Source organism: Arcanobacterium sp. S3PF19, assembly GCF_000758825.1.
Classification (GTDB): domain Bacteria; phylum Actinomycetota; class Actinomycetes; order Actinomycetales; family Actinomycetaceae; genus Arcanobacterium_A.
Window position 1 is genome coordinate 115673 of the sequence record NZ_JRMX01000014.1, and the last position, 20419, is coordinate 136091.

The following is a 20419-nucleotide window of genomic DNA, read 5'->3' on the forward strand; positions in this document are numbered from 1 at the left end:
TTCGCTCTTTTTCCGTACCCTGCGCGGCCGCGCCCAAAACCGTCAAAACAGATTTACATCTGCCGTCACCGCGCCCAGTGCCGCCGCAAACACCGTCGCAGGCGCACCGTTTTGCGCAAGACGTGCCCGCGCCTGCTCCAGTTCGTCCAAAATTTTAATCGCCGCGCCTATCTGCGTATTCTCCGCACGCCGGCGGATGCTCTGCTCAAAATCGGGATTAATAAGCTGCACGGAAGAACCAAGCCGGCATACCAAAACATCGCGGAAGTATGATTCCAGATAGATGAGTTCGCGGTCATAAAGATCGCGCTTTGCCCGCGTCTCCCGTCTTTTTACGAGAGCGGAATCAACATTAATCTGATTTCGCAGCGCAGCCGGAATCTTTCCCGCCGCGTCCAAACCGAGAGCTTCCATTTTCTTTGTTTTTTCCGCAGAAACTTTCTCGGCAAGGGAAGTTTTCGTTTTCCCCTTTTTCCCGTACATCATATAGTCGGTATTGGTCAGTGCCTCCGCGGCAATAACGGCATCCCCGATCCCCCTGACCGAGACCAGTATTTCCAGCGTTCTTTTTCGTATGCCCGAGGCCTGCGCATCGGTGGCGAGCGCGCGCGCCACCCCGATATGCGACTGTGCCGCCTGTGCGCAGACGGCAGCGGTTTGCGGATCCGTGCCGTCGCGTTCCGTAAGCAGTTTGGCCACTTCCCCAACGGAAGGCGTAACCAGATTTATGTTTCGGCAGCGGGAACGGATAGTGGGAAGCACATCGGCAACGGCAGCCGTGCAGAGAATCCAGACCGTGCGCGGACCGGGTTCTTCGATCGCTTTCAGCAGCACGTTTGTGGTACGCCGCAGCATCCTGTCCGCATCCTCAATAATAAACACACGCCAGTTTCCGCAGGCGGGTGCCAAATATGACTGTGCCACAAATTCCCGGACCTCAGTGGCGCAAATCGTAACGAGATCGGTGCTGACGATTTTCACATCCGGATGGCTTCCCGCAAAAACCGCCTTACATTCCCTGCACTGTCCGCAGCCGGGTATTTCCGCACTGCACTGCAAAGCAGCGGCGAACGCGCGGGCAGCGAGCGAACGCCCGGATCCCGGAGGTCCGGTAAACAGCCAGGCGTGCGTCATTGCGGACGTGTTTCCCGTGTCGTTGCGGATTATTCTTCCGGCTGCCTGTGCGGCACGGCGGATTTCGTCCACTGCCGCCTTTTGCCCTACGAGGTCACCGAAGACGGAACTGTCTGCCACCATTTTTCACCTCCCCGGCCAAACACGGATCCGATCCGCATTTGCCCCTCACAGCAGCGGCTCCGCTATTGCCCGAATTTGGGAAGCAATTTCGCCGATCGGCAGTGTTCCGTCCAGCACGCGGAAACGCTGCGGATTTTCCTTTGCCAGAGCCAAAAATTCGCTGCGCACCTTTCTGTGAAATTCCATGCCTGCGGATTCCAGACGGTCGCGGACCGCGCCCACGCGCGCGCCACCCTTTTCCGCCGGAACGTCGAGCAGCAGCGTCAGCCGGGGCAGGAGACCCTGCACCGCCCACATTGACAGTTCGTATATCTGCCGCGGATCCAGCATCCGCGCAGCCCCCTGATAGGCGAGAGAGGAGTCAAGATAGCGGTCGCTGATCACAACCGCTCCCCTTTCCAGTGCGGGACGGACCAGCGTATCCACATGATGCGCTCTGTCTGCCGCGTACAGCAGGGCTTCCGCGCGGGAAGACACGTCTTCTCCGTGCAGCAGAATTTTTCTTATTTCACACCCCAAATCCGTGCCGCCCGGCTCACGGGTAACCACCACTTCCCGGCCGCAGCCCTCCAGCCACGTTTTCAGTAAATCCACCTGCGTCGATTTCCCCGCACCGTCACCGCCCTCAAAACTGATAAACAGCCCGCGGGCGGATGTTTCGTTTTCTGCCATCTGCGTCTGAACTCTTTCCGTATTGTTCGGGCTGCGGCTCTTCATTTTGCCGTTCGCGCCCGGGAAATATGCTACTTCTTCCGTTTTGTCCCCGTGGAACGTTTTGCACCCGTGGAGCGTTTCGTTGCCCGACGTTTTTTCACCCCGCCGTTTTCGGCAATTTTTTGCCGGCGGGCCGCGAGAAGTTCCAGGGCGCGCTGTGTGGTCAGCCGGTTGATGTCCTCGCTTCGGGGCACCGAGGCATTCGTTTCCCCGTCGGTGACGTAGGGACCGAAACGGCCGTCTTTGAGCACAACGTTCTTACCGGAAACAGGATCCGTGCCAAATTCGGCCAGAGGCGGCCTCGCTGCGGCACGCCCGCGCACCCGGGGCTGTTTGAGCAGTTCCCGGGCTTCTTCTTTTGTGATTGTGAAGATCTGTTCCTCCGATTCGAGCGAGCGCGATTCTTTTCCGCATTTCAGATAAGGTCCGTACCTGCCGTTTTGCACCGTAATCTGTTCCCCGTCGGATTCTCCCAGACTGCGCGGCAAAGACAGAAGCTTCAGGGCATCTTCCAACGTGACGGTCTGCGGATTCATCGTTTTAAAAAGCGAAGCCGTGCGGGGTTTCGGTTTCGTTTTTGATACCTTCCCCGTCGGAGTGAGCTGTACCGCGTCATCCGGAATAACTTCGGACACATACGGTCCGAAACGTCCGTCTTTCACCGCAATATCGTATCCGTGAACGGGTTCTTTGCCCAAAATACGGTCTTCCTGCAGCGCGGCAGTCAGAATTTCTTCCGCTTTTTCGCCCGTGAGTTCGTCCGGGGCGATGTCTCCGGGAACAGACGCCCTGCGGTTTTCCTCCCCGGCCGCATTTATCTCTTCCAGATACGGTCCGTATCTGCCAACGCGCACATTTATGCGCGGAGTAATCTCGATTGTGTTTACGGCACGCGCGTCAATATCTCCCAGCTGCGCGACCTGCCCTTCCAGGCCTTTGCGCCCTTTCGAGCCGTGATAAAAATTCTCCAGATATTCGCTGCGGTTTTCCTCCCCGGCCGCGATCCGGTCCAGTTCATGCTCCATATCCGCAGTAAAATCATAATCTACCAGTTCGGGAAGATTCTCTTCCAAAAGACGCGTGACGGCAAAAGCGAGCCAGGTAGGCACCAGCGCCTGTCCCCGGCGGTAAACATATCCGCGGTCCGTGATTGTGGAAATAGTGGAGGCATAGGTGGAAGGGCGTCCGATTCCTTTTTCCTCCAGCGTTTTCACCAGCGAAGCTTCGGTGTAGCGCGGAGGCGGAGCTGTTTCATGCCCTTCGCCGGTGCTGCCCTTCACGGTTAAGATTTCCCCTCTGTCGAGTTCGGGCAGATGCGACTGCGCTTTTTCTTCATAGCGCCTGTTGTCCCGGCCTTCTTCGTATGCGCAGATAAATCCGGGAAAAGAAATAACCGTGCCCGCCGCACTGAAAACCGCTTCCGAAACCGAATCGGCCCCCTGCGGGCAAACCGTGATTTTCACCGATACGGTGTCTCCCCGGGCGTCTTCCATCTGGGATGCAACCGTACGCTTCCAAATCAGTTCATAGAGCGCAAACTCTCCCGCCTGCAGTTTCGCTTTTACTTCCCCGGGCGTGCGGAAATGGTCTCCCGCGGGACGGATTGCCTCATGCGCTTCCTGCGCGCCTTTTGATTTGGTGACGTAGACACGGGGTTTCGCGGGCAGAAATTCGCTGCCGTACATTTCTTTTATCTGCGTCCTGGCTGCGGAAACGGCCTGCTGCGAAAGATTTACCGAGTCGGTGCGCATATAGGTGATATAGCCGTTTTCGTAAAGCGCCTGCGCGATTCTCATTGTTTCGCGCGAACTCAGCCTAAGTTTGCGCGAAGCTTCCTGCTGCAGAGTGGATGTTGTAAACGGAGGCGCGGGACGGCGGCGGTAAGGTTTTCTTTCGAGCGCGGTAACCGTGCCCGTGCCGCCCTCCAAAGAGGCCGCCAGCTGCGCCGCATCTGTTTTGCCGAGCACGCGCACCCCCTCGCGGAGTGCCTTGTCGCCGAGTCGGCCGGTATCGGCAAAATCTTTCCCGACCGCAACGCGCGCTTTATCCACGGATGTCAGTCTGGCTTTGAATTCCGTCTCCGATTTGGCAAAAACAGCCGTCACATCCCAATAGGACACCGGAACAAACGCCATCCGTTCCCGTTCCCGTTCCACAACCAGACGGGTGGTTACCGACTGTACGCGGCCGGCGGAAAGAGACGGAGCTACTTTTCGCCACAGCAGGGGAGACACCTCGTAGCCCACAAGACGGTCGAGAATTCTCCGCGATTCCTGCGCATCGACCAACTGCCGGTTCAGCTCCCGGGTTGCGCCCAGTGCACGGTTGATGGCTTCTTTCGTGATCTCGTGAAACACCATTCTTTTTACGGGAACCTTCGGTTTCAGAGCCGCGAGAAGATGCCAGGCGATGGCTTCCCCTTCGCGGTCCTCATCGGTTGCGAGATAGAGTTCGTCCGCGTTTTTCAGCAGTTTTTTCAGTTCGGCTACTTTTTTCTTCTTGTCCGGCGAAACCACGTAATAGGGTTCGAATCCGTGCCCGACGTCCACGGAGAATTTGGCAAACGGGCCTTTTTTCATGTCGGCGGGCAGGTCGGAAGGCTTGGGCAGATCACGGATATGACCGATGCTCGCCTCCACCCGGTATTCTTTCCCCAGGTATCCCGAGATTGTGCGGGCCTTCGCCGGAGACTCCACGATAACAAGTTTCGACACTTTTCTCTCCCAGTTTGTCCATATAATAAGGAATCCTAGAACGACCCCGTCCGATTGTAAAGATACATTGTTTTTCCGGTGAAAAAAAAGTTTCCGTAAAATTATTCCGGTCCGGCAAGCGCCGTGACCTTTGTCTGCCCTGTGAAAACCGTGCCCGGGCCTGCCCGGTATGCCGTTATGCGAATGTTTTCCCCTTCGGCCGCGCAGCGGATCATTCCCACCCCGGGCATGCTGCCGCGCAGCAGTTCTTTGGCCCGGGTACACGCCGCCGACGGTGTTTCTCCGTTTTCCGCCAGCAGGGCCGCGGAAACGGCAGTTAAATCCACCGCATTGCGCAGCCTTGCCGAATAGAGGGCAATCCGGGCGTATCCGCCAAGCAGAAGCGTGAAAGAAACCATTGCCGCAATAATCAGTGCCGCGTTCAGTGTGGCCGAACCGCGCTCGGTTACACGCAAATATCTCATTTACCCGCTCCCGGTTCCACAGCCACTTTATGCATGGCGGAAAAATTCTGTCCGAGAAGAGAGAAAACTCCCCGCCCCGCTTTTTCTATTTCTACCGTCGCTATGCCGTGCGCAATGCGCACCGTGCATTTTTTCACGGGAGCGGAATTTTTCGTTTCCGCCAGCGTGCATGCCGTGCGCCTGTCTTTTCCCAAAGCCACGGCACGTGCCACTTCGCGGGCACTGTTATCCGTATCCAATGCCGTGGCAAACTGCAGCAGGGCACTGAAACAAAACAGAGCCGCCAGCACAAAAAGCGGAATCACCAGCGCAAATTCCACAGTCACCATTCCCGGTTCACCGATTTTCGTTTTTAATGCTTTCACTTCACAACACTTTCGTTCCGAATGTGGCAGGCACCCGTGCGGCTGCCTGCCACAAAACCGACGCGGCGGATTTTAAATTCCGAGAAGCGAACGGAATATATTGGCAATCAGTTCACGCAGCCAATCCTGTTTCGAGAGCCAGATCAGAATTCCGGCGATTCCCGTACTGGCCACGGTGCCTAATGCGTATTCGGCGGAAACCATGCCCGATTCCGTGCGCTGCGAGACCCTGCGTACCTTTTTAAACAGGCGTTGAATCATTTTCTTCTCCTTCTGTGTTTCGGAAAGTGTTTTACTTTCCGTACCGTTGTTTTTCGCCATCTGCCGATGACTGTTTAATTTTCCGATTTTCCCCGGGATGCACGCGGAGAAAAAATTTTTCTGTGGAACGCGGCAGACTTTTGCGCAGATGTGCACAACTGCCGGAAAAAACAGTTCTTCCGCGCAAAACGATGCCAACCGTGCGCTCTGCCGAAAAGTGGGGATGCGGGATTGGGTCAGAAAATTTTTCCTGCCGAAGAAGCAATAACCGGAATCACGCCCACGCACAGAAAAGCGGGCAAAAAACACGCCACCAGCGGCACGGCCAGTTTCGCCCCCAATTCTGCGGCCGCTGTTTTCAGCCTTCTGCCGTGCATAAGCCGAAAAGCTTTTATGCTTCTTTCCAAAAGGGGGACCGGGGCGGCACCGTCTTCCCAGGCGGGGGCGAGAGCATTTTTCAGAATCAGGAATTCCGCCGGGATATCTTCCCATGCTTCTTCCCACTGCGCACCCAACAGCAGAGAATTGGAAACTTCACGCAGCGTTCTTCCTTTTCTTCCGCCCCCGTCGGGCAGCGACATATGCACCGCGCGCAGCGCACGGGGAACGGAAGCCCCCGATTCCAGAGCGGCAATTGCCAACGCCGCCAACATTCCCCCGTCAACGGCGGACCGGCGCGGATTAAACCACATTTTCAGATGCCGCGCGGCGAAAACCGGAGAAGGGGAAAAAAGCAGTACGGCCAAAACAGAAGCCGGCACGAAAAACATTTCTATTCCCCTTTCAGTGCCCGATGCACAAGAATCCGCACGGAAATGAGCCCCGCGGCTTCAAACAGCAGCGCAAATACCAGGCATATTTTCCCCGGCAGCGTACAGAGCAGAAAACGAAACGGATCGGCAGACAGAGCCACGCCGGTCAGCAGACCGAAGATGGGCAATATGCCCAGCAGCCGCGCGGAAGCCATGGGACCGCTCAGCGCAATCTGCCGGGCCGCCTTTGCCTCTGCCGCAAGTGTGATTTCCAAAGCGCACGAATCCAAAGTGTCTGCCATCGGCGCACCCGTGCGTGCCGCCAGTGTGCAGACCGCGAAAGTGGCGGGAAGAGCGTCTTCCACGGATTTGGGAATCCGACGCAGACGCCTGCGCAGCGGATTCAGTTTCGAAATTTCTTCCAGACAGCGCGGAATACCCTCTTCCGTAAGCACGGGCATTTCGGGTACGGGCACGAATCCGTGTCTGAGAAGACTCTGCGCCCATGCTTTTTCCGCAGAGGCACCCGCGCGCAGCCGCGTTGCCACCTCCGTAATCAGCATTCCCATATCCGTTTCCTCTTTTTTTGCCCCGCGTCTTTTCCGTCTGCGGAAAAACCGCCGTGTGCGGGAAAGCCTTCCCGGATATTCCCCGCCGATAACCGCAACGGCAAACACACCCGCCAGCAGCACCCACATCGCGATTTCACTCCATATCCAGCCGCGCCAGCAGCTCTCCCGCCGGGGAAAAAGTTTCCAGTTTTCCGCTTCCGTCCACCTGAAAAGCTTTCTGCCCGCGCAGTTCCCTGTGTTCCCGTTCCAATACGGATATTTGGGCCACAAACCGTTTTCCGCCCCGGCGGCGCAAATGCACAACCGCATCCAATCCCGCTGCCGCCTGGGCCGCCACCGTTTCTTCTCTCATCCCGGCAAGTGCGCCCAGCGCCACAAGACGCGCGGGAACGTCCTGCGCGGAATTTGCGTGAATCGTTGCCCATCCTCCTTCGTGCCCTGTGTTCAGCGCACCCAGCACGTCGCGCACCTCCGGTCCGCGGCATTCTCCCAAAATAATCCGATCCGGACGCATCCGCATTGCCGCGCGCACCAAATCGCTCATCGTGATTTCTCCTTTCCCCTGCACATTCGGATTTCGCGACTGCAGATGCACGGTATGGGGATGGGAAGGATATAGTTCAGCAGATTCTTCAATAACCAAAATCCGTTCCGTGTGCGGCACGAGCCCGAGCAGTGCCGCCAGCACAGTTGTTTTTCCGCTTCCGGTAGCTCCCGAAATAAGCACGTTTGCGCGTTTTTCCACCATTTTTTCGATCACTTCCGCCAGTTCGGGGTGAATTGCCCCTAAGCGCACCAAATCGGAAAAACTCAGTTTTCGGCGGCGCTGTGTGCGCAGTGAAATAAGCGTTCCTTCCGCACACAGGGGAGGAAGTACCGCATGCAGACGCATTCCCGAGGAAAATGTTCCGTCCGCAATCGGCGCCGCGTCGTCCAAACGCTGCCCGCAGCCGGCCGCCAAACGAACCGCCAGAGCCCTCACTCCGGCTTCGCTTTCCAGCCGGGGATCGGATATTTTTACCGGCTCGAGTCCGTTTCCCCGGTCCACCCATACCCGATTTGGCCCGTTCACCAGCACATCTGTGGTTGCGGGATCGTTCAGAAGAGGGGTGATTGTACTGCCCGCACCCTGCAGATCCTCCTGTACCGTCTCCGAGACATCGGCCAATTCCGAGGTAAAGACCAACGGGATTTCCGAAATTGCGGAACTCATGTCTTCCCCGGCGGCAAGTTTCTTTCTGATTTCGGCAAGTTTGCGGGAATTATGCAGAGCCTCACGCATATTCTGCCCTGTGCGGGATAAACGTTTCGCAGCGGGGGCGGCGTTTTCGGAAAAAATCCCGTTTTCGGAAAACATTTACGCCACGCCCAGAAACGAGGCGCAAAACCGCTTCAGATCCTGCGCCGTCGCGGATTTCTTTCTGTCTCCGGGAGCCAGGCCGTGGGCGATGTCTCCGTCCATTGTGCGCGTGTAACGCACGGGAAACACTTCCGCCAGAGACAGTTTTTCGCGCGCATCGGCTTTTCTGCCGCCCGATTTTCCGTTCATCAGCAGTACGGAAACACTCTTTCCCGCGGGTATCTTTTCCAGGAGCATTTTTGTTTTCAGCAGGGACATGATGTCCGTCCCGCACAGGACCGCAATCAGATCACACCATTCCACCCATGCCGCGCCCGGCGAACCGGGGGCAAAAGCCTGTCGCTGCAGATCGAGCACCGTCCAGTCGTTTACCTGCGACAGGGCACTGATTGCAAGACTGCCCGAATCGTCGTCGGTACGCACGGCGCCGCGTTCGTCCGCGCTCAGCATCCGCACGCCTTTCCACAGCGGAAGCGATTCATTTAATCTTCCCGCCAGCAGCGCACCGCTCCCGCTCAGATCAGCCCACCGTTTCCCGGCACAGCCCACTTCGCTGACGAGCGCATCAAGACCTGCGGAAACGGGATCAAGATCAATTACCGCCGTCCGCTGTGCGCATGTTTTGAGAATCCTCGCCAGCCATAGGGAAGTGAGGGAAGTTCCCAGACCTCCCCGGGCGCCCACCACACCTAAAATTTTGCCCCGCACGGCACTGCCCACCGCCGCCATCAGTTCCAAAATTTCCGCAGTTTCGCGCAGGTAATTCAGTTTCACCCGGCCTTTTGCGAAATACGGGGCAAACAGCCTGTGAAAAGACGCATTAACCTCATTTTCCCCGCAGTTTTGGGAAGTAAACTGCAAGATCCCCTCATCTCTTCCGTTTGGGGGCACACGTACGGTTTCCCGCCCGACCAGCTGAGCCAGTCTGTTTAATTCACGAAACGCGGTTTCGTCCGTCCCGCAGTAAACAATTGAATATAATTCCGTCTGCGGCTGCAATGATACATGATTCATAAAAAATACAATGCCCCGGCCGGCGCATACCGAAAGCGGAAAATAAAAATCTGTGGATAAAAATCTTTTCCACAGGCAATCCGGCGGAACAAAGCGCATTTCCCGCCACGCCGCACGAAATAATCATTTTCCCCCGCATTTGCCAGTAGCGTTTTGTACAGGAACAGTTACGAGGAGAAGAAACAGTGTCTACACCAACCGATCCGTATAATTCAGCAGAAAACCGTCCGTTTTCGGATGACGACGGGCTTCTCGCCCCGATCCCGGAGGAAACGGAAACAGGCTCTGCCAATGCCGACCCTGCGGCAGAGGGAGATTTTCCTCTGCCCGAAGCCGACCCGTTGGTTTGGGACCGTGTTTTTACCGCCGAGAGCGCCGCTTCTGCCGAAGAACCGGCCGAAGAAGGAATAGGCGGGCGTTATCTGGTCAATCCCGCGGAAAACGGAGAAACGCACGCCGCAGCGGACACAGATACTTTCGGCACTCTTCCCCCGGTTCCGCCGGAAGCATCCGTTTCTGCCGAACCGCCGGCGCCGCAGCATAATTTTTCAGCGCCCGAGCCTACACCTGCGCCTGCACCGCAGGCGCCCGCGCCTTTCGCACCCGCCCCGGTCTTCACACCCGCGGAAGAAAACACACAGTCTGCGAAAGGGCACTCCGGCGAAGATACATACCTTTCTCTTCCCGAGGAACATTCCCTCCCGGAAGAACACGGACTTTTCTCCGCCCGGCCGACTGAAGCCGCTCCTGCGCCGGAGGCGCCCGCGCCTTTCGCACCCGCCCCGGTCTTCACACCTGCGGAAAATCCGTCTGAAGACGCCGACCCCGGCAGGGCCAATGCCACATTGGGCGATATAGTCGGCACATACACTGCTCCCGCCGCCGGGGAAAGCCCGTCCGCCGGATTTTCCGCACAGCCGGTATCCGATCCCTATTCGGCGCCGGCGCATTCCGATATGAACGTACCTGCCGAACCGCAGGAACCCGTCTCGCCCTTTGCGGTTCCCCCGACTCCGGGATTTGCCGATACATTCGGCGTGAACGCGCCTTCTGCCGCAGAAGGAAGCGCACCGCAGGCAGCCGAAGACGCTGCGGAAGACATCGAACCGCTTCCCGCCCGGCCCAAAGGACGCGGAGCCGCCCACACGGGAATTTTCTTCCTCACGCTGATTCTGATCCCCGTTGCCTGGTATCTGATATCCGACGCCGGTATCCGGCTCTCCCTTGTGGAAAACAACCCGTGGGAAACGGGATCGGTAAAGATAACTTACCTGCTTGAGCTGGTTGCGGGAATTATTGTGGCAGGATTTGTCATCTTCAATGCCCGTATTTCCACTCTTGGCGGCCAGCTGTGGGGAGCGGTTCTGGGAATAGCCGGTCTTGTGGCACTGTTTATACCCAAAACGGCAAAACATCTGATTGACGGACTTGACCGGGCCATCGGTTCGCACAGTGCCTTCACGGCAAATATTGTGCATCACCTGAATCTGGATCTCGGCTCGGGAAGAATCGCCGTCTTCGGCTTCGCCGTTTTCATTGCCGCGTTTGCGGCCCACTGCGCGCGCAGACGCGGGGCGGAACGCGCGCAGGCAGTCACGAAACGCGAATTTCTCCTCGCCTCCTACGACAGCGAAAACACAAAGTAGCCGTGCCCGCCGACAACTCCTGCATCACACTTCCCGGACCCTGGGAACATCGTCTGATACAGGCAAACGGGGCCCAATTCCATTTCGCGGAAGCCGGATCCTTCCGTGCCGACTCGCCGGTGATACTGCTCGTCCACGGATTCCCCGAATACTGGTGGGCGTGGCGCAATCAGATCAAATCCCTTGCGGAAGCGGGATATTACGTGGCGGCAGTGGATTTACGCGGATTCGGGGGATCGGACAAAACACCCCACTGCGCAGACGCCTCTATCCTGACCGATGATCTTGCGTGCATTATCCGCTCTCTGGGAGCAAAAAAGGCGGTTCTTGCGGGACACGGCAGAGGAGGGGCATTGTGCTGGTCTGCCGTAAGCGCATATCCGCAGCTGTGCGCGGGACTGATCACCGTTTCCACACCTCACCCGCGGACCCTGCACAGAATCGGCACGCACCTCACCCTGCGCACATGGCGGCAGACACTGAAAGCGCTCTTCACCGATTTTTCGCAAAGAAGTCTGCGCGATCCGCAGAAAATGAGAAAAATGCTGGAGCAGTGGTCCGCGCCCGGCAACCTCGGGGCAGCGGCGCATTATGATATTTATACGCAGGCAATGCGTCTGCCCGGCGGCGCAAAACAGCCTCTGGACCAGCTGCACTGGATTCTGTTTTCACAGCATACCGCGGGAGGACGGCGTTATCTGAAAGAATCGGCAAATCCCGTGCGGCTTCCCGTACTCGCCATTCGCGGTGTTCTCGACCCGCTTCTGCCGGCGCGCGCCTGGCACAGGGATCTGGAATTTGCCCGCGGAACCTACCGGTTTGCGGAGATACCCCACGCCGGGCATTTTGCGCACGAAGAACAGCCGGAAGCCGTCACGCGCGAAATCATCGATTTTCTCGGCAGACTGTAATGTTTCAGGCCGTCTGCGCAGCCGTCCCGGACAGCAGCGGATACGAGGGGCATAAATCGGAAAAAGGGCAGATACCGCATTTGGGATTCCGCGCATGGCAGATCGCTCTGCCGTGGGCAATGATCCGATGGCAGGAAACCGTCCACATCTTTGGCGGCAGCAGTCTGTTTAATTCCATTTCCGCTTTCACGGGATCCGTCTGCCGCGTCCACCCCCACCGGCGGGCAATTCTTCCCACGTGCGTGTCGACGGTTATTCCGGGCACCGAAAACGCATTCCCCAATACCACGTTTGCCGTTTTCCTCCCGACTCCGCGCAGCTGTACCAATTCCTCCAGGGTATGGGGAACGGTTCCGCCGTATTTTTCCAAAAGCGTCTGCGCCAGCGTTTTCACACAGTGCGCTTTCGTGCGGAAGAAACCTATCGGACGGAGAATTTCCCGCAGTGTGTTTTCCTCGGCCGCCGCCATTGATTCGGCGTCGGGAAAAAGAGAAAACAGCTGCGGCGTAACCGAATTTACCCTCTCGTCCGTGGTTTGCGCAGATAAGACGGTCGCCACCAAAAGTTCAAAGGCATTGCGGTGATTCAGGGAACAGCGCGCATCGGGATAAACCTCCCCCAGGCGCAGCAGAATCCGCAGTGCACGTTCCCTGCGCGCCTTAAACGAACGCTCCCGCGGGGGAAATTTTTCTTTTCCTGCCATGAAGCTCCTTAAAACATTTCTACATAAGCATAATTCAAAAAACGGTTTTTATATGCTGATAAATTCTTCGTAACGTGGCAAAATGGGACTTGATATGACCTCTCACACAAGTTTATGCTAGAAATTAGACTTTTATTTTAGTGAAAATGATAGGAAAGGAAATCGCATGGATGCCAATTTTCTGAGCCGGGTAGAGCTCTTTAAGGGGCTGACCGAGGAAGATTGCCGGGCCCTTGCCGCATTAATGTCGGAAACTTCGTTAAAACGCGGGGAATCGCTGTTTCAGGAGGGTGACGACGGCGATCGCCTTTATCTGATCGCGGAGGGAAAAGTCAAACTTTCGCATATGGCAAACGACGGCCGCGAAAATCTGATTGCCGTGCTCGGCCCGGGCGAAATTATCGGTGAGCTCTCCCTGTTCGATCTGGAACCGCGTTCTTCCACGGTAACGGCCATTGCCCCCACGCGTCTGTATGTGCTTTCCCACCGCGAGATGCATACCTATATCGAAGAGCACCCCACATTGGCCATTTCCATGCTGCGCCAGCTTGCCCTGCGTCTGCGGAACACGAACCAGCAGATGGCCGATCTCGTATTTTCCGACGTTCCCGGCCGCGTGGCAAAAGCACTCCTGGATCTGGCGGAGCGTTTCGGTGAACGCACCCCGGAGGGAATTTACGTTGCCCACGATTTAACGCAGGAAGAACTTGCGCATCTTGTGGGCGCTTCGCGCGAAACCGTAAACAAGTCTCTGGCGGATTTCACTTCCCGCGGCTGGATCCGGCTCGAAGGCCGTGCGGTACTGCTGATCCAGGTGGCACGTCTCCAGCGCCGCGCGCACTGAAATACCGGCATTTCCCGAATTTCTTTCCTGAAATACGCATAAATCCGGCTTTCCGGACACCAAATCAATTGGCATCCGAAAAGCCGGATTACTGTATTTGGGAAACCGTTATTTCACTGTTCCCGTTCCTTTTGACGCAGTCTGAGGGCAGCGATGCCGCCGAGTATCAAAACAAGCGCAGTCACGCCGATCCCCGCCACGGCCGCACCGGTGCGTTCCAGCTTTGTCAGCGCAGATGGTTTTGCGGCTCCTAAGTGTGCGGCCGCAAAACCGCCTCTGCCCGCTGCCGGACCCTTGCCCGCTGCAGGAGACGTTCCCGCAGTTCCCGTTCCGGCTGTTCCGCCCGAAGTTCCTCCGGGATTGGTTTCCCCGGACGGTTCTCCGCTTGGATTGGTGCCGGAGCCCGATCCCGAGCCGCCGGTTCCGCCTCCTTCACCCGTTCCGTCGTCTTTCGGCGTCACGGACTGCACCGCAACAGCCAGAATGTGCGCCGAGTGGGCATAACCCTGCTCTCCGCTCGTGGCATTGTCGATCACGGCGTCCCCGCCGACTGCCAGGGTCGGTTTTCCGAGCACATCACCGACGAAAGCAACCGAACGGCCGAAACGCGACTTCTGCCCGGAATCGGCAATCACGGTTACTTTCTTTCCCAGTTTGTCTACCGCGCTCACGCCCGCGGGAATGTCACGCAGACGAAGAACATAGGCGCTGCCGTTTTCGCCCTGCGCGTACGCACCGACCGCAGCCAGCGCATCGGGATTGTCTTTCGACGCCGGAAGCACGTCGACGGCATAGCCGAATCCGCTTTCCTTGGATACGCCTGTCAGGAAAGCCGTGTTTTTGTCGCTCTTGGAAATATCTGCCGGATCAAGATGCCGCACTTTCGTGCCTGCCTCTTTGCTCCCGTGAACCAGGGCAATTCCGCCGCCGTTCTGGTTGGAAACCACCCCGCCGTCAAAGCCGATCACAAAATCGCCCACGCCGTCGCCGTTCACATCCCCGGCAGGCGCAATGGAATTCCCCGCTCCCAGACGATAGGAAGCATCATCGGACATCTCCAGGGTATAGCCGGAAAATGCCTTCCCCAGATCCACCTGTTTAAGGCTCTTGTCCCCGTATACAACCCATGCCATTCCCGGCACTGTCTTCTTCTTGGCAACGAAATAGTTGAAATCGGCCAGCGCATAATCCGTCACGCCGTCGCCGTTCACATCCCCGATCGGGCTAAAAGCACTCAGCGTATGGCCCTGCGGCGTACGCACCTGCCATATCACATCCCGATTCGCTTTCTCGGGTGCCGTCAGGTCAACGCTATGCCCGTCTTTGTTTCCCTTCACAACGAAAGCCGTGCCGTACTGCCCCGGCGTATCCGCAGCCAATGCGGTATTTGCCAGCACAAAGCCGACGTCGGCAAGACCGTCGCCGTCCAGGTCTCCCACCCGGGTCACCTGGAAGCCGGCCGCACCTTTATTCGGGGGCATATTGACGGCAAATCCGCGCTGCGGAGTCAGATTGTTCAGATCGGTGAGCGCCAGATCCTTTCCGCCGTAAATCACCCAGACTTTGCCCATACCGCCGGAGGAGGCAATGATATCGCCCACGCCGTCGCCGTTCACATCCCCGGCGCACGCAACAGTCAGTCCGAGTGTTGCATCCACCGCCGGATCGGGTGTTTCGCGCGGTCCGTTGATGCTGATAATGCCGTCTGTGCTCCATGTTTTCCCGCCGGGCGTGCCTCCCGGGATGATCTGCAGCTGACCCGTAACGTTAAACACCCAGCCGTGGGTCGGCGTGCTGCTTTCGTAATACGGATCGAATTTATATTCGGAACGAACCGCGTTTCCCGAAACGATATCGGGCTTTCCGTCACCGGTCACGTCGCAGCGTCCTCTTGCCAGGGCTCCGCCCAGGCCTGCGGTAAACTCTCCCAGCCACGATTTTCGGTCCGTTTCGTTGACGGGTTTGTACGCTTCTGCCGCGGAGGGCGCGGGCGGCTGCGGATACTGCGGCTTTACCGGCGGCGTAGTCTTATTCTGCCGGCGCATATCAACCGTCCACACATCCACTTTGCCTTTTGTGTCTGCGGTATAAACGCCCGGCAGCCGGTTGTCGCTGTCGGAAGCGGGAACCGTGCCCACATAATATCCGCCGTCGCCGGCCCCGCCTTCCTCACTGGCAAGGAATGCGATCCTGTTTTGCGGGATTTCGTCCAGACCGCGCTTCGTATTCCAATTTTTGTTCAGAACTTTTTCACTTACAATCACGGCTCCGGGATGTTCCTCGTGCACCGGGCGGGAAATTACGAGCGCACCCGGATTATCCGGGTCATACTGCTGAATATATGCCAAAGATGTTCCGATTTTTCCCATGTTTACCTGGCGTATCAGAGTTCCCGCCGCTTTTCCGCCGCGAAGCACGGGCTTGTCGTCGGCGGAATCCACTTTCACCGTGATGTCTCCGACGATGCGCGGACTGCCGTAGATGATCGCCACCGCGCCGGCATTTCCGTTTGCCTCCGGGGCGCCAACCGCATAATCGTCCACGCCGTCGCCGTTCACATCCCCGATTCCCACAAGGGCAGTGCCGAAAGCACCGCTTTGCGCTTTAACGACCGTGCCCGCGTTGGCAGCAGATTCCCGGTCTTCGGCATCAGTGGAAATCACATACACCAGATTTTTTCCGGGAATTCCCACACCGACCGGATAGCCGTCTTCCTCATCGCCAAAAACGCCGCCCAGCGGGGTGAGGGTAACCGGTTCTTTTTCTTCCGCGCCCAGAGGCCACCTTTTGTCTACCGTCAGATTGCCGTTTACCGTTTCCCCGTTCTTCTTCAGTTTGGAGAACATATACAGAGTGCCGTTGGTCACGGCAAGCATACCCACTTCCCCGACATCGGGAGTCATGGGAGCCACTGCCTGCACTTCGTGTTTGAAAGTATAGGTGGCCGAAGGGGTAAATCTGCCCGTTGCCAAAGCTTCGGACGTGCTCAGATAGATTTTGGTTCCGTTTGCCACGGCCAATACGGCCTTTTTCCCGCGCTCCTGTTTTACGCAGGCGAGTCTGTATTCCCCGGTTCCCTCGGGAAGATCGATATGCAGCGCACCGGGCTGTTGGCTTATTTTGCGCGTCACTTCCTTTTCGTCCGAGCCGTAGGGAATATAGGGCACAACATGAATTTTTTTGTTTTTCGTATCGAGAAAAATCATGTCGTTGTCCGTATCTCCGGTTACGTCGCAGGAAACCGGGGGAATACTTCCCGCGTCGGGATAGGTGATGCGAAACGTTTTGCGGATGCTGTCCTGGTAACGTTTACCGTCTATTCCCGCCCATTTGCGGGCGTTTGAATCATCCGGTCCCGCATGCTTTTCCGGCTGTGCCGACGGGGAAGAGACATCCGCCTGCGCGAGCGGGGCAAACCCCATGGAAAACGCCGCCAGAAACGCAAAGCAGGCTGCCCCGCGCCGTCCGGAGATGGATATTTTATGATTAAAGTGCATCTAAACTCCGATAATAGAAAAAGTTAGGATGCCCTTATTGTGGCAGTATTTCCCGGCTCCGCGCAAGATTTGGATAAAATCCAAAAACGCGGATAAAACAGAACCGGGACGCGATTTTACTCGCTTTTCTCGCGTTTCAGATAAGCTACGGGGTTGTTTCCCTCCGGGCCCGTGATCACAGTCACCAGCTCCCAGCCGTCTTCACCCCAATTGTCCAAAATAGCCTTCGTCGAATGAATCAAAAGCGGAACCGTGGCATATTCCCATTTAGTCATATTTCAAGGGTATGGCACGGAAAAGAGAAGAACAAGCGGACGGGCGCTTTCCGGTGCGTAAAACCGGAGGAAAAGCTTTGCGCAATGCGTCTCCCGCACACCGCACGGGACAGGGAGGCGCCCGTGTATGCGGAAGCTCACAGACGCGGCATTTTTCCCGCCCGCAAATCTTCGGCAAGCGGTTCCTTGGAAGTTTTCAGACGCTCATACCATCTTTTTTCGTTGGGATAGCGGCGCAAAATGGCACGCCGCTCTTTTTCCGTCAGGCCGCCCCAAACACCAAACAGCGCATTGGAACTCAAAGCGTCCGCCAGACATTCAATCCGCACCGGGCACGAAAAACACACACGCCGCGCCTGCCGCTGCGCCGAACCGCGCACGAAAAGCGAATCGGGATCCGTGCCCGCGCACGCCGCATGGGACACCCACGCCTGACTGTCGTACATCAACACCATCGCCGTTCTCCCCCTCAACGACCGTTGCCGACACATTTCAGTGACTGACATCACCATATAATACATGGATTTGCAGTAAAAATCACATTTGTCCTACTCTCCGGGACGCGCACCTGCGCTGTGGGTGAATTTAATGCCATTTGCGGAAAACAGACAAAAATATAGGCAACCGCACTCCATACACAGTATCCTTGTACACATGGGAAATACTTCAAACTATCGGACCATGACGGTCAGGCAGCTGCTGTTTACAGTCGGTTCGCTGATCGGTCTGTGTTTCGGCGGAGGCCTGGTACTCGCCGCAGCCGCCGTCCCGCTGGTCGCCTCCACGGGAACGGCAAGCAACGCGCTTGTAAAAATTTTTGACGACGTGCCCACAAACATCGACTTCACGCAGCCTTCGCAGCAGTCTATTATCCGCACCTCGGAAGGAAAAGAGATTGCCCGTTTCTACGCCGAAAACAGAATCGTGGTCGCCTCGAAGGATATTTCCCGGTATATAAAGAACGCCGCCGTTTCCATCGAAGACGAGCGTTTTTACAAACACAAGGGAATAGACGTCCAGGGAATCTTGGGCGCAACCCTGAAAAACATCACCGGCGGAAACCTTGCCGGCGGATCGTCAATCACACAGCAGTATGTAAAAAACGCACTGATCGAAGAGGGGCGGATCAGCAACGACGAAGAGAAAATCAGCGCGGCAACGGAACGCAGCCTGACCAGAAAACTGAACGAGGCCCGCTACGCGATTGCCCTTGAGCGCAAACGGAGCAAAGACGAGATTCTCACCGCCTATCTGAATATCGCGCAGTTCGGCCCCTCACAGTGGGGCGTGGAGGCGGCCTCCCGGTATTTCTATTCCGTTTCGGCAAAAGACGTCACCCTGGAGCAGGCGGCAATGCTTGCCGGCAGCACGCAGTCGCCAAACCAGTGGAATCCGATCACGAACCCCAAACAGGCAAAATCGCGGCGCGATGTCGTTCTCAGCCAGATGTACAGGCTGGGATACATCACAAAAGAACAGCGCGATAAGGCAATCGCGGTACCGATCGAAAAAATGCTGAAAGTTTCCCACTCGCTAAACGGCTGCGAATCGGCGGGCGCATCGGCATTCTTCTGCGAAACGGTGGTCGACGATCTTCTTTCTTCCAAATCGTGGGGCAAAGACCGTAACGACCGCGTAAACAAGCTTTACCGCGGCGGTCTCGACATCACTACCACACTCAACGACAGGGCGCAGAGCGAAGCATACAATTCGCTCACCAAAAACGTGCCCGTAGACGATCCGTCCCATGTGGACGGAGCAGTTACCTCGGTGGAGCCGGGAAGCGGAAAAATCGTCGCGATGGTGCAAAACCGCAGCTACGGCAGACAAACCAAAGACAGGCCGCATTACACGCAGCTGAACCTGAGCGTCGGCAGGGATCAGGGAGGCGGAGAAGGATTCCAGCCCGGATCAACATTTAAGATGTTTACTCTCGTGGAGTGGCTGAAACAGGGACATTCCCCGATGGACAGAGTCAATACCACGCCCAGGCCGTTTACGAAAAAGGATTTCACCGCTTCCTGCGGAGATCAGTACAATCTTCCCCCGGGTCAGATGTGGAAACCGAAGAATTCCGAGGGCAGCGGCGGCGGACTGCGCACGGTCACCGAAACCACAAAGAACTCCTACAACGTGGGATATGTGGAAATGGCCTCGAAGCTGGATCTGTGCGAAATCGCAAAGACGGCGCGCGCCCTGGGCGCACGCGGAGGAGATCTGGCCTCGGAAAAAGACGTGCGGAATCTGCCGAATCTCGATGTCAAGCCCGGGCAGCCCATGCCTTTTATCCCCAAACCGGCCATGGTTTTGGGTACAACAAACGTAACTCCGCTGTCTATGGCAAATGCCGCAGCCACGCTCGCGGCAAACGGAAAACAGTGCAAACCGATCAGTTTTACCCTGATAAAAGACGTAAAGGGTAAAGTTCTGGCAAAGCAGGAGCCGCAGTGCACCCAGGCATTGGATGCCGAAATCGCCAAGAAGGCAAACAACACCCTCCAGCAGGTAGTGATTTCCGGCAGCGGCGTTGCCGCCAATCTCGGCAGACCCACCGCGGGAAAGACCGGAACCACAAACAACGCGGCAAATTCCTGGTTCGTGGGCTACACTCCGGATTTCGCCTCTGCCGTCTGGCTCGGACATATGGGTTCCACAAAACCCATGCTGCACATTCGGATTAACGGCAGGTATTTTGAGACCGTTTACGGCTCCACTTTGCCGGCACAGATTTTCGGGGCATACGGGCGGGCATATCTGCAGGGCACACAGCCCAGACCGTTTGATCTGCCTACAACCGGGCCCGCACAGAATACCGGCAAAAACGAAAGCGACGCCGAAGAGGGCGCGGGGCAGAACCCGGACGCGGGAGAGGCACAGAACGTGATCGGCATGGATTTCCGCTCTGCCGCGAACCACCTTTACACAGCGGGATTCCGGGAAGTTTACAGGCAGTATGCGCCTTCGGACACGGTTGCGAAGAACAGGGTAATTTCCGCGGAGCCGTATAAAAACGGAATTCTGCTCACCGTTTCGAGCGGCAGCGCCGCGCCGCCGCCGCAGTAACCGAATC

The 20419-nt window shown here is 57.0% G+C and carries 18 protein-coding genes; 4 read left to right on the forward strand and 14 right to left on the reverse strand.

Annotated elements, in window-relative coordinates:
* Positions 1 to 42 precede the first annotated feature (42 nt).
* The 10 genes from HMPREF1631_RS04855 to HMPREF1631_RS06845 form a co-directional block, all read right to left on the reverse strand.
* Positions 43 to 1257, reverse strand: a complete 1215-nt coding sequence (locus tag HMPREF1631_RS04855) for a DNA polymerase III subunit delta' (protein WP_052047119.1) — start codon at positions 1255 to 1257, stop codon at positions 43 to 45.
* A gap of 45 nt (positions 1258 to 1302) precedes the next feature.
* Positions 1303 to 1929, reverse strand: a complete 627-nt coding sequence (gene tmk, locus HMPREF1631_RS04860; protein ID WP_034233337.1) for a dTMP kinase — start codon at positions 1927 to 1929, stop codon at positions 1303 to 1305.
* 71 nt (positions 1930 to 2000) lie between these two features.
* Positions 2001 to 4685 (reverse strand): type I DNA topoisomerase, encoded by a 2685-nt coding sequence (topA, locus tag HMPREF1631_RS04865; protein ID WP_034233047.1) that lies wholly within the window; start codon positions 4683 to 4685, stop codon positions 2001 to 2003.
* Between the two features lie 101 nt (positions 4686 to 4786).
* Complete coding sequence (locus tag HMPREF1631_RS04870) at positions 4787 to 5149, reverse strand: hypothetical protein (protein WP_034233048.1); 363 nt, start codon at positions 5147 to 5149, stop codon at positions 4787 to 4789.
* Positions 5146 to 5514, reverse strand: coding sequence for a TadE family protein (locus HMPREF1631_RS04875; RefSeq protein WP_034233050.1), 369 nt, complete (start codon positions 5512 to 5514; stop codon positions 5146 to 5148). Before HMPREF1631_RS04875 ends, HMPREF1631_RS04870 begins: the two co-directional genes overlap by 4 nt.
* A gap of 72 nt (positions 5515 to 5586) precedes the next feature.
* Positions 5587 to 5775, reverse strand: a complete 189-nt coding sequence (locus tag HMPREF1631_RS04880) for a DUF4244 domain-containing protein (protein ID WP_052047169.1) — start codon at positions 5773 to 5775, stop codon at positions 5587 to 5589.
* Positions 5776 to 6011: 236 nt separating this feature from the next.
* On the reverse strand, positions 6012 to 6545 hold the full coding sequence (locus tag HMPREF1631_RS04885) for a type II secretion system F family protein (RefSeq protein WP_052047120.1): 534 nt from the start codon (positions 6543 to 6545) through the stop codon (positions 6012 to 6014).
* A 2-nt stretch (positions 6546 to 6547) separates the two neighbouring features.
* Positions 6548 to 7225 (reverse strand): type II secretion system F family protein, encoded by a 678-nt coding sequence (locus tag HMPREF1631_RS04890; protein ID WP_034233052.1) that lies wholly within the window; start codon positions 7223 to 7225, stop codon positions 6548 to 6550.
* Between the two features lie 7 nt (positions 7226 to 7232).
* Complete coding sequence (locus HMPREF1631_RS04895) at positions 7233 to 8456, reverse strand: TadA family conjugal transfer-associated ATPase (protein ID WP_052047122.1); 1224 nt, start codon at positions 8454 to 8456, stop codon at positions 7233 to 7235.
* Positions 8457 to 9473 (reverse strand): hypothetical protein, encoded by a 1017-nt coding sequence (locus tag HMPREF1631_RS06845; protein WP_156956237.1) that lies wholly within the window; start codon positions 9471 to 9473, stop codon positions 8457 to 8459.
* Positions 9474 to 9658: 185 nt separating this feature from the next.
* On the opposite strand from HMPREF1631_RS06845, the gene HMPREF1631_RS04905 reads away from it, so the two are divergent.
* Together HMPREF1631_RS04905 and HMPREF1631_RS04910 are read left to right on the forward strand one after the other, a co-directional pair.
* On the forward strand, positions 9659 to 11119 hold the full coding sequence (locus HMPREF1631_RS04905) for a hypothetical protein (protein ID WP_034233054.1): 1461 nt from the start codon (positions 9659 to 9661) through the stop codon (positions 11117 to 11119).
* 2 nt (positions 11120 to 11121) lie between these two features.
* Positions 11122 to 12030: an alpha/beta fold hydrolase gene (locus tag HMPREF1631_RS04910; protein ID WP_034233055.1), complete on the forward strand. Its 909-nt coding sequence runs from the start codon at positions 11122 to 11124 to the stop codon at positions 12028 to 12030.
* Positions 12031 to 12034: 4 nt separating this feature from the next.
* Here HMPREF1631_RS04910 and nth read toward each other — a convergent pair whose 3' ends face one another.
* Positions 12035 to 12733, reverse strand: coding sequence for an endonuclease III (gene nth / locus HMPREF1631_RS04915; RefSeq protein ID WP_034233058.1), 699 nt, complete (start codon positions 12731 to 12733; stop codon positions 12035 to 12037).
* A gap of 166 nt (positions 12734 to 12899) precedes the next feature.
* On the opposite strand from nth, the gene HMPREF1631_RS04920 reads away from it, so the two are divergent.
* Complete coding sequence (locus HMPREF1631_RS04920; RefSeq protein WP_034233060.1) at positions 12900 to 13577, forward strand: Crp/Fnr family transcriptional regulator; 678 nt, start codon at positions 12900 to 12902, stop codon at positions 13575 to 13577.
* Between the two features lie 113 nt (positions 13578 to 13690).
* On the opposite strand, the gene HMPREF1631_RS04925 is transcribed toward HMPREF1631_RS04920, so the two are convergent.
* The 3 genes from HMPREF1631_RS04925 to HMPREF1631_RS04930 form a co-directional block, all read right to left on the reverse strand.
* Positions 13691 to 17074 (reverse strand): hypothetical protein, encoded by a 3384-nt coding sequence (locus HMPREF1631_RS04925; protein WP_052047125.1) that lies wholly within the window; start codon positions 17072 to 17074, stop codon positions 13691 to 13693.
* 116 nt (positions 17075 to 17190) lie between these two features.
* On the reverse strand, positions 17191 to 17349 hold the full coding sequence (locus HMPREF1631_RS07105) for a DUF4177 domain-containing protein (protein ID WP_156956238.1): 159 nt from the start codon (positions 17347 to 17349) through the stop codon (positions 17191 to 17193).
* Between the two features lie 137 nt (positions 17350 to 17486).
* Entirely contained in the window at positions 17487 to 17804 is a 318-nt protein-coding gene (locus HMPREF1631_RS04930) for a WhiB family transcriptional regulator (protein WP_034233062.1), read from the reverse strand.
* Between the two features lie 199 nt (positions 17805 to 18003).
* Between HMPREF1631_RS04930 and HMPREF1631_RS04935 the strand changes: the two genes are divergently transcribed.
* The gene (locus HMPREF1631_RS04935) at positions 18004 to 20412 is read left to right on the forward strand and encodes a transglycosylase domain-containing protein (protein WP_198017377.1); all 2409 of its coding nucleotides are present in this window, start codon (positions 18004 to 18006) and stop codon (positions 20410 to 20412) included.
* Positions 20413 to 20419: the final 7 nt, after the last annotated feature.

What these genes read in the sequence shown, in the direction of transcription:
- HMPREF1631_RS04890 (WP_034233052.1), bottom strand. Translation starts at nt 7,225, where the DNA reads ATGTGGGTGCTGCTGGCGGGTGTGTTTGCCGTTGCGGTTATCGGCGGG.
- HMPREF1631_RS04935 (WP_198017377.1), top strand. Translation starts at nt 18,004, where the DNA reads ATGGGAAATACTTCAAACTATCGGACCATGACGGTCAGGCAGCTGCTG.
- HMPREF1631_RS06845 (WP_156956237.1), bottom strand. Translation starts at nt 9,473, where the DNA reads ATGAATCATGTATCATTGCAGCCGCAGACGGAATTATATTCAATTGTT.
- HMPREF1631_RS04930 (WP_034233062.1), bottom strand. Translation starts at nt 17,804, where the DNA reads ATGGTGTTGATGTACGACAGTCAGGCGTGGGTGTCCCATGCGGCGTGC.
- tmk (WP_034233337.1), bottom strand. Translation starts at nt 1,929, where the DNA reads ATGGCAGAAAACGAAACATCCGCCCGCGGGCTGTTTATCAGTTTTGAG.
- HMPREF1631_RS04870 (WP_034233048.1), bottom strand. Translation starts at nt 5,149, where the DNA reads ATGAGATATTTGCGTGTAACCGAGCGCGGTTCGGCCACACTGAACGCG.
- HMPREF1631_RS07105 (WP_156956238.1), bottom strand. Translation starts at nt 17,349, where the DNA reads ATGACTAAATGGGAATATGCCACGGTTCCGCTTTTGATTCATTCGACG.
- HMPREF1631_RS04895 (WP_052047122.1), bottom strand. Translation starts at nt 8,456, where the DNA reads ATGTTTTCCGAAAACGGGATTTTTTCCGAAAACGCCGCCCCCGCTGCG.
- HMPREF1631_RS04885 (WP_052047120.1), bottom strand. Translation starts at nt 6,545, where the DNA reads ATGTTTTTCGTGCCGGCTTCTGTTTTGGCCGTACTGCTTTTTTCCCCT.
- HMPREF1631_RS04880 (WP_052047169.1), bottom strand. Translation starts at nt 5,775, where the DNA reads ATGATTCAACGCCTGTTTAAAAAGGTACGCAGGGTCTCGCAGCGCACG.
- HMPREF1631_RS04920 (WP_034233060.1), top strand. Translation starts at nt 12,900, where the DNA reads ATGGATGCCAATTTTCTGAGCCGGGTAGAGCTCTTTAAGGGGCTGACC.
- HMPREF1631_RS04855 (WP_052047119.1), bottom strand. Translation starts at nt 1,257, where the DNA reads ATGGTGGCAGACAGTTCCGTCTTCGGTGACCTCGTAGGGCAAAAGGCG.
- HMPREF1631_RS04925 (WP_052047125.1), bottom strand. Translation starts at nt 17,074, where the DNA reads ATGCACTTTAATCATAAAATATCCATCTCCGGACGGCGCGGGGCAGCC.
- nth (WP_034233058.1), bottom strand. Translation starts at nt 12,733, where the DNA reads ATGGCAGGAAAAGAAAAATTTCCCCCGCGGGAGCGTTCGTTTAAGGCG.